Here is a 14949-nt window from a genome sequence, read left to right as displayed (position 1 = left end):
ACCGGCCCCCCGTCCCGTCCAGGTCCGCGAAAGTCCACGGAGGGACGAGGGGCAGTTCCGCGGAAGTGCACGGGAGGAGGACCGCTCACACCCGGGAGCGCTCGACCAGGGCCGTGGTCGAGTGCCCGTCGAGGTAGGGCAGGACGACGGCCTGCCCGCCCCACTGCCGCAGCACCGCGGCCTCGGGCAGGTCGGCGCCGGCGTAGTCGCCGCCCTTGGCCCAGACGTCGGGCCGCAGCCGGTCGATGACCTGCGCGGGGGTGTCCTCGTCGAACACCACGACGGCGTCGACGAACTCCAGCGCCTCGAGCACCCGCGCGCGGTCGGCGGCGGTGACCAGCGGCCGGGAGGGGCCCTTGAGCCGGCGGACCGAGTCGTCGGAGTTGATGCACACGACCAGGCAGTCGCCGAGGCCGCGGGCGGCGCGCAGCGTGGCCACGTGACCGGCGTGCAGCAGGTCGAAGCACCCGCCGGTGGCCACCACCGTGCCGCCGGTCGCGCGGACGCGGGCCAGCAGCGCCGAGACGCCGTCCTCGGCGGCCACGTTCGGCTGGGGCACGGCGGAGGAGTCCCAGGCCGAGGCGCCGCCGGCCGCGACGAACCGGCCGGCGAACGCGACCGCCGCGGCCACCGCCTCGCCGGTCACCGCGCCGCCGGCGAGGGCCAGCGCGGCCGCGGCGGCGAAGGAGTCGCCGGCGCCGCACGGGTCGCCGCCGGTCACCGGCACCGCGGGCACGACCATCGGCGCGCCCTCGCCGTAGGACAGCAGCGCGCCGCGGGCGCCGAGGGTGACCGCGACCGCGCCCACGCCCCAGTGCCGGATGAGCGCCTCGGCCCGCGCGCCGACGGCGGCCAGCCCGTCGCCGTCGATCCCGGCCGCGACCCGGGCGGCCTCGGCGGCGTTGGGTGTCACCAGCCGCACCGAGGGCACCGGGTCGGCGCCGCGGGGGTGCGGGTCCCACACGACCGGCCCGCCGGCCTCGGCCAGCAGCGCCCGGACGCCCGCGTCGGCGGTGGTGCCGCGCCCGTAGTCGGCGACCAGCACCGCAGCGGCGTCGCGGACGGCCGCGCGCGCCTCGTCGGGCAGCTCGCCGAGGGTGACGGTGGGCGCGCCGCTGTCGAGCCGGACCACCGAGTGGTCACCCACCCGCACCCGCCGCTTGACCGCGGTGCCGCCGGTGGCCGGGATCGCGACCAGCCGGACCCGCCCGCCCAGCAGCGCGCGCAGCCGGGCCGCGCCGTCGTCGTCGGCCAGCGGGGCGACCAGCACGACCTCGCGGTCCGTGGCCCGCGCCGCGATGACCGCGGCCAGCGCCGCACCCCCCGGGCGCTCGCGGGTCTCCAGGTCCTCGACCACCGGCACCGGCGCGTCGGGGGTCAGCCGGGACGCCGTGCCGACCAGGTCGACGTCGAGCAGCGCGTCGCCGACGACGACGAGCGGCCTCACTGCACGACCCCGATGCGGCTGACCGGCACCCGCGCCGGCTCGGCCAGCACCGCGGCGTCGAAGGCCGCGCACAGCAGGTGCAGTGCGACCAGGTGGCACTCCTGCACGGTCGCCGTCCACGGGGAGTCGATGCACACCGCCTCGTCGGAGGCCGCGGCCAGCGGGTTGGGCGCCGGGCCGGTGATCGACAGCACGGTGATGCCGCACTCGCGGGCCCGCCGGGCGGCGGCGACGGCGTTGGGGCTGCGGCCGGAGGTGGACAGGAGCACCAGGACGTCGCCGGCGCGGCCGTGCGCCTCGACCTGGCGGGCGAACAGCTCGTCGGCCGGGTAGTCGTTGGCGATCGCGGTCAGCGACGAGGTCTCGGCGGTCAGGCAGATCGCGGAGAACGGCGGGCGGTCGGCGCGGTAGCGGCCCACCAGCTCGGCGGTGAGGTGCTGGGCCTGCGCGGCGCTGCCCCCGTTGCCGGCCGCCAGCAGCCGCCCGCGGGACTCCCCGCAGAGCACGTCGGCCAGCAGGTGCCCCCAGCGGTCGAGGGTGTCGACCGCGGTGTCGAGGCTGCGCAGCGCGGCGGTCAGCGACGCGACGTGGTCGCGGCCGGTGAGGTGGGTGCAGGAGTCGGGCGAGACGACCTCGGCCTCCGAGTGGGGAGCGACACTCACGGGGCGACCTCCAGGGGCGCTCATCGGACGGCCTCGACGGGACGCCGGGTGGACAGGACCTGCCGGTAGACGGCCTCGGTGTCGGCGGCCACGCGGGCCCACCGGTAGCGGGCGCGGGCCCGCCGGACCCCGGCCGCGCCGTAGGCGGCGCGCCGGGCGTCGTCGGCCAGCAGCGCGGCGAGCACCGCGCCGAGCCGGGCCGGGTCGCGGGGCGGCACGAGGTCGCCGGTGACGCCGTCGACGACGGAGTCCTGCAGCCCGCCGACGGCGGTGGCGACCACCGGGCGGCCGCAGGCCATGGCCTCCAGCGGGGTGATGCCGAACGGCTCGTACCAGGGCACGGCCAGCACGACGTCGGCCGAGCGGACCCAGGCGGGGACGTCGGCCCGGGCGACCGACCCGGCGAAGCGGAGCCGGTCGGCCACGCCCACCTCGGCGGCGACCGCGCGCAGCCGGCGCACCTCGGGATCGGCCTCGATCGTCCCGGCCGGCGGGCCGCCCACCACGACGAGCTCGGCGTCGGGGACGGCGGCCAGCGCGCGGACGGCGTCCTCCTGGCCCTTGCGCTCCACCAGCCGGCCGAGCACCAGCAGCCGCGGCCGGCCGGTGCGCGGCGCGACCGGCCCGCGCGGGGCGAACACGGTGGTGTCGACGCCGCAGGGCACGATCGAGACGCGGTCGCGGGGCAGGCCCAGGCGGCGCAGCTCGAACACCTCGTCGCTGCAGGTGGCCACCACGTGGTCGACCGCCCGGCACAGCCCGCGCTCGAGCTCGACGCGCTGCGCCGGTGAGGTGTCGGCGTCGCCCTGGTGGCGGCGCTTGACCGAGCCCAGCGCGTGGAAGGTCTGCAGCACCGGCACGGGGGTGAGCAGGCTGCCGGCGGCCTCGACGCAGGCCAGCCCGCTCATCCAGAAGTGCGCGTGGACGACGTCGGGGAGCGCGACCGACCAGCGGGCGCGCAGCGCCGCGGCCAGCGCCGGCACGTGGCCGAGCAGGTCGTCCTTGGGCAGCGGCTCGGGCGGGCCGGCGGTGAGGTGGCTGACCACGTAGCCGTCGGGGGTGGGCACCTCGTCGGGCAGGTGGGGGTCGTCGCGGCGGGTGTGCACGGTGACCTCGTGGCCGCGCGCGGCCAGCCCGGCGGCGAGGGCGGCGACGTGCACGTTCTGCCCGCCGGCGTCCACCCCGCCGATGGCGGCCAGCGGCGAGGCGTGCTCACTGACCAGGTCGATGCGCAGCGGCCCGCCGGCGATCCTCGGGGTCCTCATCGGGTGACCTCCTCGAGCAGCGCGTCCCAGTCGCGCAGGAAGCGGGCGAGCCCGTAGCGCTCCAGCGCGGCGGCGCGGGCCGCCTTGCCGGCCAGCCGGGCGGCGTCCTCGTCGTGCAGGTAGCCGGCGACGGCGTCCCACAGCACCTCGGGCCGGGTGGACAGGACCCCGGCGTCGGCGGGCACCGCCTCGACCACCTCGGTGGTGGCCAGGGCGACCACCGGCATGCCCAGGTGCATCGCCTCGAGCAGTGACAGCCCCAGCGACGTCCAGCGCACCGGGTGGACGTAGACCCGGCGGCGGGCGAGCTCGGCGTGCATGGCCGCCTGCGGCGGGTCGTCGTGCAGGGTCACCCGGCCGGGGTCGAGGCCGTGCCGCGCGTGCAGCCCGGCCAGGCCCATCCCGAAGACGTCGACCGGCGCGACCGCCGCCAGCCCGGGCAGCAGGTCCGCGCCCACCGTGCGGCCGCGGCGCACCGGCTCGTTGGTGACGACGGCGGCCCGCGCCAGCTCGCCGGTGTAGCGCTCACCGGGGTCGACGATGCCGTGCTCGATGACCGTCGTCGGCGCCCGGCCGTTGTCGTAGAAGAGCCGGTTGAAGTGGGTGACGTGCGCGACGGGGATGTCGTCGCGGTCGGCCAGCGGGTGCCGGGTGTGCGGCACCGGCCCGTCACCGGGCTCCAGTCCGGGCGCGTTGTGCTCAAGGAAGACGGCGGGCAGGTCGCGGCCGGGCTCCCGGCCCAGCCACGCGCGGACCAGCTCCAGGTCGCGCACCCGCTGCAGCACGACGACGTCGACGTGCTCCTCGCGCAGCTGCTCCGGCGTCACCTCGCGGGCCGAGGCCGGCCAGTCCCAGGTGCGGGCGCGGCCCAGCCCGTCGGGACCCCGGTCGGGGGTGACGGGGACGAGGTACTCGTGCGGGCCCTGCACGAACGCCGTCGTCCACGAGCCGTGCACGTGCCAGAGCAGGACCTTCACGCGCTCACCAGCTTCTCCACGGCCGCGACGACGTCCGCCGCGGTCACCGACGTGAGGCAGGGGTGGCCGGGGACCGGGCACTCGCGGGCCCGGGTCAGCCGGCAGGGGGCGTCCTGGTCGCCGAGCAGCACGGTGGGGACGCCGTGGGGCGCCCACCGTGCCGCGGGGACGACGGGGCTGAACAGCGAGACGACCGGGGTGCCGACGGCGGCGGCGAGGTGCGCGGGCCCGGTGTTGCCGGCGACGACCGCCGCGGCGCCGTCGAGGACCGCCGCCAGCTCCGCCAGGCGGAGCGCGCCGCCGAGGTCGACGCCGCGGCGGCCGGCGACGGCGGCGGTCAGCTCCCGCTCCCCCGGCCCGCCGGTGACCAGCACCCGGTGCCCGGCGTCGGCCAGCGCCTCGACGGCCTCGGCGCAGCGCTCCGCGGGCCAGGCCCGGGCGGGGACGGAGGCGCCGGGGTGCAGGACGACGTACCCGGGCTCGTGGTCGGTCGGCGGCAGCGGGCGGCGGACGGCGAGGCGGCCGTCGTCGCCGTCGGGCAGGTCGAAGCAGGCGGCGCGGGCCAGCGACAGCGCGCGCTCGGGCTCGGGCAGGTCCACCTCGTCGTCCTGGCCGACCCGGTGCCGGACGTCGAGCAGCGCGCCCGGGTAGTCGACGCTGGTGGCGCTGATCCGCGGCACGCCCGCGGCGCGCAGCAGCAGCGCCAGCGGCAGCGGCGACTGGTGGAACGAGGTGCTGACCACGGCCTCGTCGGGCGCGAGCGCGCGGACCCGGTCGGTCAGCGCCGCGAGGTCGGCGGGGTCCACCGGCGGCGGGTCGCCGAGGATCCACGGGCAGGCCCAGGTCCAGACCTCGTCGACGCCGGGCAGCAGCGCGGCGGCCTCGGCGCCGGCCGGGCCGGCGAGGAACACCACCCGCTCGGCGCCGTGGGCGACGGCGCGGACCAGCGGGCCCTGCAGGAGGACGTCGCCGGCGTTGTCGAGGCGGGCGACGAGCACGGTTCCCCGGCGGCCGGTCACCACCGGCCGGCCAGGACGTCGTCGACCGCGGCGGGGAGCGTCGCGGCGCGGCGCGGCGCGGCCGCCACCTCCTGCTCCCGCGTCACCGGCGTGGGCACCAGGATCCCGACGGCGCCGGCGGCCGCGGCGGCCTCGACGTCGGCGCCGATGTCACCGACGACGACCGTGCGCGCGGGGTCGACGCCGAGCTCGGCGCAGGCGGCCTTGACCATGCCGGGTGCGGGCTTGCGGCAGCTGCAGCCGTCGTCGGGGCCGTGCGGGCAGACCTGCACGGTGTCGAAGGGGCCGAGCAGCTCGTCGAGGCGGGCCGTGCAGGCGTCGACCTGCTCGCGGGTGACGAGCCCGCGGGCGACGCCGGACTGGTTGGTCACCACCCCGACGCGGACGCCGCGAGCGCGGAGGGCGTCGAGCGCCTCGCGGGCGCCGTCGACCGGGCGCACCCACTCGGGGTCGCCGTTGTAGGGGAAGTCGTGCACCAGCGTGCCGTCGCGGTCGAACAGCACCAGGTCGGGCAGGCCGCGCCAGGGCGCCACCCGGCGGTGCCGCACGACCCCGCGCAGCCAGTGCCAGGTGGCCAGCGGCGGGATGGCGGCGCTGGTCAGGGCCATGGTGCCCACCTCGGCCCGGTCGCGCGGGCCGGGGGCGATCCGCGCCCAGGCGAACTCGGCGGTGCCGGCCGCCCAGGCGAGGGCGGCGCCGAGCGCGGCGCGGGGCCGGCGCGCGGCGGCCAGGCCGACCGCGGCGAGCCCGGCCGCGGTGACGGCCAGGTGCTGGGGGCGGCGGCCCAGCGGGGCTTGCGCCCGGTCGCGCCAGCCCGGCCCGTGCAGCCGGCGCATGAGGACGTCGTCGGCGTTGCCGGCCTGCACGCGCACGCTGACCCAGCGGTCGACCGGCCGGACCGGGTGGGTGATCCAGCGCTGCCCGCGGACCAGCCGGGCGCCGGTGTCCATCACCCGCAGCGCGAGGTCGGAGTCCTCGCGGAAGGCGCGCGGGAAGCGCTCGTCGAACCCGCCGACGGCGGCCAGCGCGGCGCGCCGGTAGGCGAGGTCGGCGGTGATCCAGGCGCTGGTGGCGAGGCCCGCGGTGCCGCGCTCCCAGTCGGTGGGCCGGCGGTCCTCCGGCAGCGGCACCCGCACCCGCCCCTGGCTGCCGGCGACGTCGGCGGGCAGGCCGTCGAGGTCGGCGGCCAGCCGCTGGTACCAGTCGGGGTCGGGGACGACGTCGTCGTCGAGGAAGGCGATCCACTCCGTGCGGGCGGTGCGCCAGCCCAGGTTGCGCGCGCGGGCCGGGCCGCCACCGCCGGTGCGGACCACGCGGACCGGCGGCAGGCCGGGCCGCTCGACCGCCAGCGGCGGGCCCGCGGGACGGTCGTCGACCACCACCAGCTCGGCCGGTCGGGGGCCCGGGTCGGCGGCCAGCGCGTCGAGCAGCACGTCGAGCGACGGCCGGCCGATGGTCGGCACGACGACGGTGCAGCTCACGGGCATGATCGCGACCTGCCCGGTCTCGCTCGCCCGCAAACACTACGGGCTTGAAGTTCCCCTGCGCGGCTGCGTCCCCGCCCGTGGGGACCGCCCCTGCACCCCGTCCCCGCAGCTCGAGTGGGCGTTCGCGGTCGGCGACACCCGCGGACACGCCGTGGCGAGGAGCACCGACTGCGCACCCGGCAGCGTGGGGCCTAGCGGCGGACGCGGGTCGCCGCGGACACCCGGGCGAGCGCGTCGGTGACGACGGCGGCGTCGTCACCCAGCAGGGCGAGCAGGCGGGCGACGAGCTCGTCGTGGGTGCTCGCCGCGGCCCGCACCCGCTCACGGCCGGCGTCGGTCAGCCGGGCGTGCAGCAGCCGCCGGTCCCCCGGGCGCCGCTCGCGCACGACCAGCCCCTGCGCGACCAGCCGGCCCACGGTGCTGGTGACGCCGGCCCGCGACAGCCCGAGCGCCTCGGCGACCTCGCCCATCGTGGCCCGCTCGCCCGGCGCGTCGGCGATGCGCCGCAGCGCCTCGAACCCGGTGAGGGACAGGCCGTGCTCACGGTGCAGCGCGGAGTCGACCCGGTGGGTGATCCGGTCGTGCACCTGCACGATCCGCAGCCACGTCTCCGCGGCGCGGGGCGCGGCGCCGGCCAGCGCCGCGGTGTGGGACGGGACCCCGGGAGCCAGCACGTCCTCGGAGCCCATCGCACCATCGTGGCCGAAGTCGGCGTCAGGCGCTCCCGGTCGGCCCGGCCGACCAGGTCGGCCACGCCGGCTCCCCCGGCTCGGGCCGGCGACGGCCGCCGGCGCTCAGCACCAGGGCGGTGGCGGTGACGACCAGCGCCAGCCCGGCCGCGACCAGCGGGACGGGCAGCGGGTCGGGGTCGACCGGGGTCGCGGCGGAGGCCACGCGCAGCTGCACCGCCGCGGTGACCGCCGAGTCGCTGCCGACCAGCTCGAGCGTCGTCGTCCCGGCGGCGGCGCCCGGGACGACCACCGTGGCCTCGACCTCCCCGTCGGGCCCGGCCGCCACGGAGGCCAGCACCCCGCCGTCGGCCACCTGCACGGTGACCACCTCGCCGGGCGCGAAGCCCGAGCCGGTCAGCGTCACCGGGTCGCCGGCCGCGACCCGGGAGGCCGAGGCCACGACGGCGCTGCCGGGCGAGTCCCCGCCCTCGGCCGGCGGCGCGGGCGGGAGCGGGTCGGGGACCGGCAGGGGGGCGACCTCGGGGGCGGACGCCCCGTCGGCCGGCGGGGCCGCCTCGGGCAGCGGGGTCCCGGGGGGCGCCGGGGACGGTGGGGACGCCGGCGGCGGGACGGCGCCGACCGGCGGGACCTCGGCGGCGCCGGTCGGCGGGGCGATCGCGGCGCAGTCCTCCTCGGCGGGACGGGTGAAGACGAAGCCGTCGAGCTCGTCGACGTAGGCGGTGCCCGAGCCGTCGAGGGCGGTGTACTCCAGGCGGCTGTCGACGGTCTCGCCCCAGGCGACCTCCGCGGTGCGCAGCACGGCGACCTGCCCCGGCTGCAGCTCGGCGGAGTCCTCCCCGGCGGGCGTGCGGGTCGTCGCGAGCGTGACGGCGTAGGGGACCGTCCCGGCGGTCACCTCGACCACGACGCCGCCGGGGCGGCAGCTCGGTCCGTGGGTGACGCGGGAGTCCGGGCGCGCGGGGTCGTCGGCGGCGAGCGCGGGGGCGGCCAGCACGACGGCGCCGGCGAGCAGCCCGGCGACGGCGGTCAGCACGGAGAGCCCCGTCCTCAGGACGGGGCGGGGAGCGCGCCGCGGCCTGGGCCTGGGCAGGGTCCCGACCGGCACGGTGTCCCCCTCGAGCGGTCGTGCACGCCGGTCCGGTGGTTCCGGGGATGACGCCTCCCCATTGTGCCGTCGGTGACCCCGTGTCGACGACGCGCGGACTGCGCGTCGTCAGGTTCGTGCGGCGTGTCGTCGCCCGGGCGTGTCGGGAGGCCGCGGCCGGTGGAGTGGCCCGGGTCACTACGGTGGCCGGGTGGATTCCGCCGCCGGGACCGGCCGCCGCCGACAGAACGAGGTCTACCGCGCCGGGGTGTACGGGCGGACGCCGCTGGTGCCGACGACGGCCCGGCCGCTGCAGCGCCGCGCCCGCCGGCGGCTGACCGCGCGCGCCTACGCCTACGTCGCGGGAGGCGCGGGCGAGGAGCACACCCAGCGGGCCAACCGCGCCGCGTTCGACCGCTGGGCCGTCGTCCCGCGGGTGCTGCGCGACGTGAGCGCCCGGGACACCTCCGTGGAGCTGTTCGGCCGGCGCATCCCCGCGCCGCTGCTGCTCGGCCCGGTCGGCGCCCTGGAGCTGGTGCACCGGGAGGCCGACCTCGCCGTGGCCCGCGCCGCGGCGTCGCTGGGCGTGCCGTTCGTCTTCTCCAACCAGGCGTCGGTGCCGATGGAGGAGTGCGCCGCGGCGATGGGGGGCGCGCCGCGCTGGTCCCAGCTGTACTGGTCCACCTCCGACGAGCTGGTGGAGAGCCTCGTCGGCCGCGCCGAGGCGGCCGGCTGCGAGGCCCTGGTGGTCACCCTCGACACCACGATGCTCGGCTGGCGCCCGCGCGACCTCGACCTCGGCCACCTGCCCTTCGCCCTCGGGAAGGGGATCGCGCAGTACACCTCCGACCCGGTGTTCCGGCGGCTGGTGCAGGCCCGCGTCGCCGAGGCCGGGGACGCCGCGCCCGCGCAGCCCGCCGACGCCGCCGGGCGCGACCGCCAGCCGCGGCCCACCCTCGCGGCGGTGCTCGCCATGGTCGGCATGGCCCGCGCCTGGCCCGGGCCGCTGCGGGAGAACCTGCGCTCACCGCTGCCGCGCGCCGCCGTCGAGACCTTCCAGGCCATCTACTCGCGGCCCTCGATCACCTGGGCCGACCTGGCCTGGCTGCGCTCCCGCACCCGGCTGCCGGTCCTGCTCAAGGGCGTCCTGCACCCCGACGACGCCCGGCGGGCGCTGGACGAGGGCGTCGACGGCATCGTGGTGAGCACCCACGGGGGACGGCAGGTGGACCGCTCGATCTCCGCCCTCGACGCGCTGCCCGACGTCGTCGCCGCGGTCGGGGACCGGGTGCCGGTGCTGCTCGACAGCGGCGTCCGCAGCGGCGCCGACGTGCTGGTCGCGGTCGCCCTGGGCGCGCGGGCGGTGCTGCTGGGCCGCCCCTACGCGTGGGGTCTGGGCCTGGCCGGCGAGGCCGGGGTGCGGCAGGTGGTCTCCGACGTCCTCGGCGAGTTCGACCTCACCCTCGGGCTGACCGGGCACACCTCGGTCACCGAGCTCTCCCCGGAGGTCCTCCGCCGGGTCGGCTGAGCCGGCCCCGGAATGGCCGATCCGGCCGTCAGCGGGCACGGTGGGCGCGACCCACGCCGAGCACGACGACGCCGAGGAGGCCCGGGTGAGCGCCCCGTCCGTGCGCAGCCAGCTGTTCCGGCGCAAGCCGGTCACCGAGATGGTCGAGGAGACCGGCGCCGGCCGGCCCGAGGGCGGGACGCTGGCCCGCCGCATGGGCGTCGGCCAGCTCATGGGCCTGGGCATCGGCGCGACGATCGGCACCGGGATCTTCTTCGTGCTCACCTCGGCGGTGCCCGAGGCCGGCCCGGCCGTGATCGTCTCCTTCGTCCTCGCCGCGATCACCGCCGGGTTCACCGCGCTCTGCTACGCCGAGCTGGCCTCGACGATCCCGGTGGCCGGGTCCTCCTACTCCTACGCCTACGCCACGCTGGGCGAGGTCGTCGCCTACGTCGTCGGCTGGTGCCTGGTGCTGGAGTACGCGGTCAGCTCCGCGGCGGTGTCGGTGGGCTGGAGCGAGTACCTCAACGAGCTGCTCGACGACACCATCGGCCTGCGCATCCCCGACGCCCTGTCGTTCGCCCCCGGCGCCGGCGGGGCGGTCAACCTCCCGGCGATCGTCCTGGTGACGCTGTGCGCCCTGCTGCTGGTGCGCGGGGCCAGCGAGTCGGCCCGGGCGAACGCGGTGATGGTGGTCCTCAAGATCCTCGTGCTGCTCTTCTTCGCCGCCGTCGCGTTCACCGCCTTCGACGCGGGCAACCTGACACCGTTCGCGCCGCTGGGCGCCGCGGGCATCGGCGCCGCGGCGTCGTCGATCTTCTTCAGCTTCATCGGCCTCGACGCCGTCTCCACCGCCGGCGAGGAGGTGCGTGACCCGCGTCGCACGCTGCCCCGCGCCATCATCGGCTCGCTGGTCGTGGTGACGACGGTGTACCTGCTGGTGGCCGTGGCCGCGGTGGGCGCCCAGGCGGCCGGCCTGTTCGAGGGCCAGGAGGCCGGCCTCGCGGTGATCCTCGAGGACGTCACCGGGTCGCGGTGGCCGGCCATCGTGCTCGCCGCCGGCGCCGTCATCTCCATCTTCTCCGTGACGCTGGTGACGATGTACGGCCAGACCCGGATCCTGTTCGCGATGAGCCGGGACGGCATGGTGCCGTCGCTGTTCAGCCGGGTCGACCCGCGCACGCTGACCCCGGTGCGCGGCACGGTCGCCGTCGCGCTGTTCGTGGGGGCGCTGGCCGGCTTCGTGCCGCTGGACTTCCTCGTCGACCTGACCAGCATGGGCACGCTCGTGGCGTTCCTCGTCGTGTCGGTGGGGGTGATGGTGCTGCGGTCCACCCGACCGGACCTGCCCCGTGGCTTCCGGGTGCCCGGCTACCCCGTGGTGCCGGTGCTGTCGGTGCTGTTCTGCCTCTACCTGCTCTACGGGCTGCCGCCGGTCACCTGGGGGCTGTTCGCCCTCTGGCTGACGCTGGCGGCCGTCCTCTACGTGACCTACGCCCGCACCCACTCCCGACTGCGGGACCCGCGGTGACCGTCGTCGTCGGCCACCCCGCCGACGCCGAGGAGCGCGGCGCCGACGGGCACCTGCGCCTCACCGCGACGCTCGCGCGCACGACCGGCGAGGACGTCGTCGTCACCACCGTGACCCCGCGCGGCTTCCCCGACCCCCGCGCCGACCGGGAGTACCGGGGCTGGGTGGCCGACCAGGTGCGCGCGCGGCTGGACCGGGCGGTGCACGCGCTGCACGCGGCGGGGGTCGGCGAGGTGCGCCCGGTCGCCGTCGAGGCGCCGTCGGTGCCGGCCGGGCTGGTCACCGTGACCGGCCAGGTCGGCGGGTCGCTGCTGGTGCTCGGGCGGGAGGGGCCGGTGCCCGAGCACCTGCTCCGCTCCTCCCCGGTGCCGGTGGCGCTGTCGGCCCGCGCGGGCTCCCCGGGGGAGCGGGTCACACGGGTGACCTGCGCGTGGGCCGGCACCGACCGGTCCCGCGCCGCGCTGGCCTGGGCCCGGCGCACGGCGGCGGCCTGGCGGGTGCCCCTGCGGCTGGTGACCTTCGCGCCCGAGCGGGACCCGCTGCTGCCGTCGGAGACGGGCCTGTACGCCGAGCGGGAGGTCGCCGTCGCCTGGGCCCGGCAGGCGCAGCGCGAGCTCGACGCGGTCGCCGCGGGCCTGCCGGAACGGCCGGAGGCGACGGTGGCGCGGGGTCGGGGGTGGCCGGGTGCGGTGCCGGCGGCGGGGTGGTCCGACGGCGACCTGCTGGTGGTGGGCTCGTCACGGCTGGGCCCGCTCGCCCGGGTGTTCCTGGGGTCGACGGCGACGCGCATCCTGCGGGCCGCGCCGGTGCCGGTGGTCGTCGTCCCGAGGGGGACGGAGGACACGCCCGACACGCCGGACCGGGGTTGACGACGCCTGTGACGGCGCTCACAGTGGAGGTCGGGCGGGGGCAACCGGTAGACGATTGGCCCCCCACTGCTGGGGGGATCGACCCACGCGGCCAGACCGCCAGCACCGGCCCCCCGCCCCACGACTCGACGCCGGCTCCGGGACCCCCGGAGCCGGCGTCGTCGTCGTTCAGTCGCGGGTGCCCGCCAGGGCCGGCGACTCCTCCCCGGTCGCGCGCGGGGCGGCCGGCACGGCGCCGGGCACCGGTTCGTGCTGCAGCTGCGGCAGCCGGCGCAGCCACCGGGGCAGGTACCAGTTGGCGTCGCCCAGCAGCCGCATCACCGCCGGCAGCAGCACCGCCCGGACCACCGTCGCGTCGAGCAGCACGGCGACGGCCAGGCCCAGCCCGATCTGCTTCATGCTCGTCATCGACAGGGTGACGAAGGTCAGGAAGACGAAGACCATGATCACCGCGGCGCTGGTGACCACGCCGGCCGACGAGGTGATGCCCCGCGCGACCGCCGTCCGGGTGGGCAGGCCACGGTCGTGGCCCTCGCGGATCCGGCTGAGGATGAACACGTGGTAGTCCATCGACAGGCCGAACAGGACCACGAACAGGAACAGCGGGATCCAGTTCACGATCGCCCCGGTGGAGTCCAGGCCGATGAGCCTGCCGCCGACGCCCTCCTGGAAGACCAGCACCATCGCGCCGTAGGCGGCGGCGACGCTGAGCAGGTTGAGCACGATCGCGGTCACCGCCACGGTGACCGAGCGGAACGAGACCAGCAGCAGTCCGAAGGCGAGCACCAGCACGAAGCCGAACACCCACGGCGTGCGCTCGGCCACGAGTTCGTCGAAGGCCACCGAGGAGGCGGTGCTGCCCGAGACGACGGCGCGCACGCCGTCGAGCCCGCCCACCGTCGCGGGGACGACGTCGTCGGCGAGGGTCGCCAGCGCGTCGCGTGAGGCCTGCTCCTCGCCGTCGCCCACCAGCGGCACGGAGATGACGGCGACCGTGCCGGCCTCGTCGGTCTCCACCCCGATCGGCTCGTTGGCCTGCCCGGTGGCCAGTGCCCGCTCGCGCAGCTCGGCGATCGCGGCCTGCACCTCGGGGGCGGTGACGTCGGGCGCCTCGACCACCACCTGCGCGGGCGCCGGGCCGCCGGGGAAGGCCTCGGTGATGCGGTCGTACGTCGCGATGACGGCGAGGTCCTGGGGCAGGTCCTCGACGCCCTCGCTGCGCAGGTCCATCGCCAGCGCCGGGACGGCGAGGGCGACCAGCGCGGCGCCGGCGGTGAGCGCGGCGACCAGCGGGCGGCGCAGCACGGCGCCGAGGACGGCCGGCCAGAACCGGCCCGGGCCGGCGTCACGGCGGCGCAGGAACGGGATCCGCCCCCGCTCCACCCGGTCGCCGAGCCAGGCCATCGTCGCCGGCAGCACGGTCAGCGAGCCGAGCACCGAGACGGCGACGACGAGGATGGTGGCCGAGGCGACGCCGGTGAAGACGGAGAACCCGGTCAGGAACATGCCTGCCATCGCGACCACCACGGTGATGCCCGAGATCAGCACCGAGCGGCCCGAGGTGGCGGCGGCGACGTCGAGGGCGTCGACCGGGCCGGCGCCCCGCGCCCGCTCCTCGCGCTCGCGTTTGAGGTAGAAGAGCGAGTAGTCCACGCCGACGGCCAGCCCGATGAGCAGCATGACGATCTGCGCGGTCTGGTCGACGTGCCACACCTGACTGGTCAGGCTCAGCAGGCCCAGCGCCGCCAGGAACGCGGTGAGCGCGAACACGAGCGGCACGAGCGCGGCGACCACGGCGCCGAAGGTCACCAGCAGCACCACGAGGGTGATCGGGATCGACAGCAGCTCGGCCCGCCGGAAGTCGGCGTCGAGGGTCTCGTCGAGCGCGAGGTCGGCGCTGGTGTCGCCGAACTGCTCGACGCGGACGCCGTCGTGCCGGTCGGCGACGCCAGCGAGGGCCGCGGCGATCGCCGGGATCCGCTCGCCGGCGTCCTGGCGGTCCCCGGTGACGTCGAAGGTGACCAGCGCCGAGCGCCCGTCGGCCGACCGCAGCGGCGCGCCGTCGAGCGGGCTGAGGACGTCGGTGGCCTCCGGGGTGCGCCGCAGCGTCTCGACGACGTCGGTGAGCGCGGCGGTGGCGGCGGCCTCGTCGACGCCGGGCTCCCGCTGCACGAGGACCATCTCCGCGGCCGGCTCCTCCCAGCCGGAGGCGTCGAGGATCTGCCGGGCCTCGGCGGGCGCCCCGACGCTCTGCTCGGCCGGGGTCAGCTCCCCCTGCGGCACCAGCTGGCCGACCAGCAGGGCCAGGGCCACGAAGGCCAGCCAGCCGAGCACCGCCGTCCTGCGGTGCCGGGCGCTCCACCGCCCCACCCTGCCCGCCAGGTTGCCGGACACGTCCACGTCGGTCTC

The 14949-nt window shown here is 77.7% G+C and carries 12 protein-coding genes; 3 read left to right on the top strand and 9 right to left on the bottom strand.

The window, feature by feature from the left end; translation table 11 throughout:
• Positions 1–85 precede the first annotated feature (85 nt).
• From rfaE2 to ACI780_RS15635, 8 genes are all read right to left on the bottom strand, one after another.
• On the bottom strand, positions 86–1447 hold the full coding sequence (gene rfaE2, locus ACI780_RS15670; protein WP_457004030.1) for a D-glycero-beta-D-manno-heptose 1-phosphate adenylyltransferase: 1362 nt from the start codon (positions 1445–1447) through the stop codon (positions 86–88).
• On the bottom strand, positions 1444–2109 hold the full coding sequence (locus tag ACI780_RS15665) for a D-sedoheptulose-7-phosphate isomerase (protein WP_457004028.1): 666 nt from the start codon (positions 2107–2109) through the stop codon (positions 1444–1446). The genes rfaE2 and ACI780_RS15665 overlap by 4 nt, the downstream gene beginning before the upstream one ends.
• A gap of 20 nt (positions 2110–2129) precedes the next feature.
• On the bottom strand, positions 2130–3374 hold the full coding sequence (locus ACI780_RS15660; RefSeq protein ID WP_457004026.1) for a glycosyltransferase: 1245 nt from the start codon (positions 3372–3374) through the stop codon (positions 2130–2132).
• Positions 3371–4351 carry a glycosyltransferase gene (locus tag ACI780_RS15655; RefSeq protein ID WP_457004024.1) on the bottom strand — a complete coding sequence of 327 codons (981 nt, stop codon included), beginning with the start codon at positions 4349–4351 and terminating at the stop codon, positions 3371–3373. Before ACI780_RS15655 ends, ACI780_RS15660 begins: the two co-directional genes overlap by 4 nt.
• A complete protein-coding gene (locus ACI780_RS15650) occupies positions 4348–5349 on the bottom strand; it encodes a glycosyltransferase family 9 protein (RefSeq protein ID WP_457004022.1) in 1002 nt (333 codons plus the stop codon). Before ACI780_RS15650 ends, ACI780_RS15655 begins: the two co-directional genes overlap by 4 nt.
• A 17-nt stretch (positions 5350–5366) precedes the next feature.
• Positions 5367–6857, bottom strand: coding sequence for an HAD-IIIA family hydrolase (locus ACI780_RS15645; RefSeq protein ID WP_457004020.1), 1491 nt, complete (start codon positions 6855–6857; stop codon positions 5367–5369).
• 191 nt (positions 6858–7048) lie between these two features.
• A complete protein-coding gene (locus tag ACI780_RS15640) occupies positions 7049–7546 on the bottom strand; it encodes a MarR family winged helix-turn-helix transcriptional regulator (RefSeq protein WP_456869074.1) in 498 nt (165 codons plus the stop codon).
• A 25-nt stretch (positions 7547–7571) separates the two neighbouring features.
• Positions 7572–8582 (bottom strand): hypothetical protein, encoded by a 1011-nt coding sequence (locus ACI780_RS15635; protein WP_457004018.1) that lies wholly within the window; start codon positions 8580–8582, stop codon positions 7572–7574.
• A 262-nt stretch (positions 8583–8844) separates the two neighbouring features.
• Here ACI780_RS15635 and ACI780_RS15630 point away from each other — a divergent pair, with 262 nt between their 5' ends.
• From ACI780_RS15630 to ACI780_RS15620, 3 genes are all read left to right on the top strand, one after another.
• Positions 8845–10161 carry an alpha-hydroxy-acid oxidizing protein gene (locus ACI780_RS15630; protein WP_457004016.1) on the top strand — a complete coding sequence of 439 codons (1317 nt, stop codon included), beginning with the start codon at positions 8845–8847 and terminating at the stop codon, positions 10159–10161.
• Positions 10162–10246: 85 nt separating this feature from the next.
• Positions 10247–11671: an amino acid permease gene (locus tag ACI780_RS15625; protein WP_456869077.1), complete on the top strand. Its 1425-nt coding sequence runs from the start codon at positions 10247–10249 to the stop codon at positions 11669–11671.
• A complete protein-coding gene (locus ACI780_RS15620) occupies positions 11668–12540 on the top strand; it encodes a universal stress protein (protein WP_457004014.1) in 873 nt (290 codons plus the stop codon). Before ACI780_RS15625 ends, ACI780_RS15620 begins: the two co-directional genes overlap by 4 nt.
• Positions 12541–12708: 168 nt before the next feature.
• On the opposite strand, the gene ACI780_RS15615 is transcribed toward ACI780_RS15620, so the two are convergent.
• Complete coding sequence (locus tag ACI780_RS15615) at positions 12709–14940, bottom strand: MMPL family transporter (RefSeq protein ID WP_457004012.1); 2232 nt, start codon at positions 14938–14940, stop codon at positions 12709–12711.
• Positions 14941–14949 lie beyond the last annotated feature (9 nt).

This window comes from Geodermatophilus sp. SYSU D00814 (assembly GCF_054050055.1).
Note: the sequence above shows the minus strand (reverse complement) of the source record. Positions and strands in the feature narration are given on the sequence as shown.